Below are 1390 nucleotides of genomic sequence, written 5' to 3'. Positions count from 1 at the left end.
GGACAAGCCCTCGGCTTATTAGTACCGGTCAGCTCCACCCATTACTGGGCTTCCACATCCGGCCTATCAACCCAGTCGTCTACTGGGAGCCTTAACCCCTCAAGGGGGTGGGAGTCCTCATCTCGAAGCAGGCTTCCCGCTTAGATGCTTTCAGCGGTTATCCCTCCCGAACGTAGCCAACCAGCCATGCCCTTGGCAGAACAACTGGCACACCAGAGGTTCGTCCGTCCCGGTCCTCTCGTACTAGGGACAGCCCTTCTCAAGACTCCTACGCGCACAGCGGATAGGGACCGAACTGTCTCACGACGTTCTAAACCCAGCTCGCGTACCGCTTTAATGGGCGAACAGCCCAACCCTTGGGACCGACTCCAGCCCCAGGATGCGACGAGCCGACATCGAGGTGCCAAACCATCCCGTCGATATGGACTCTTGGGGAAGATCAGCCTGTTATCCCCGGGGTACCTTTTATCCGTTGAGCGACGGCGCTTCCACAAGCCACCGCCGGATCACTAGTCCCTACTTTCGTACCTGCTCGACCCGTCAGTCTCACAGTCAAGCTCCCTTGTGCACTTACACTCAACACCTGATTGCCAACCAGGCTGAGGGAACCTTTGGGCGCCTCCGTTACTCTTTAGGAGGCAACCGCCCCAGTTAAACTACCCACCAGACACTGTCCCTGATCCGGATCACGGACCGAGGTTAGACATCCAGCACGACCAGAGTGGTATTTCAACGACGACTCCACAATGGCTGGCGCCATCGCTTCACAGTCTCCCACCTATCCTACACAAGCCGAACCGAACACCAATATCAAGCTGTAGTAAAGGTCCCGGGGTCTTTCCGTCCTGCTGCGCGAAACGAGCATCTTTACTCGTAGTGCAATTTCACCGGGCCTGTGGTTGAGACAGTCGAGAAGTCGTTACGCCATTCGTGCAGGTCGGAACTTACCCGACAAGGAATTTCGCTACCTTAGGATGGTTATAGTTACCACCGCCGTTTACTGGCGCTTAAGTTCTCAGCTTCGCCCCACCGAAATGGAGCTAACCGGTCCCCTTAACGTTCCAGCACCGGGCAGGCGTCAGTCCGTATACATCGCCTTACGGCTTCGCACGGACCTGTGTTTTTAGTAAACAGTCGCTTCTCGCTGGTCTCTGCGGCCACCACCAGCTCAGGGAGCAAGTCCCCTCACCAGCAATGGCCCCCCTTCTCCCGAAGTTACGGGGGCATTTTGCCGAGTTCCTTAACCACAGTTCACCCGAACGCCTCGGTATTCTCTACCTGACCACCTGAGTCGGTTTAGGGTACGGGCCGCCATGAAACTCGCTAGAGGCTTTTCTCGACAGCATAGGATCATCCACTTCACCACAATCGGCTCGGCATCAGGTCTCAG

Annotated in this window: 1 rRNA gene; it reads right to left on the bottom strand. The window is 56.5% G+C overall.

Going from position 1 to position 1390, the window contains the following annotated elements:
• Positions 1 to 1390 (bottom strand): 23S ribosomal RNA (locus ACFV3E_RS46710); the annotation flags it as partial.

The sequence above is a fragment of the Streptomyces sp. NPDC059718 genome, assembly GCF_042733315.1.
Classification (GTDB): Bacteria; Actinomycetota; Actinomycetes; order Streptomycetales; family Streptomycetaceae; genus Actinacidiphila.
This window is presented reverse-complemented; position numbering and strand designations above follow the sequence as displayed.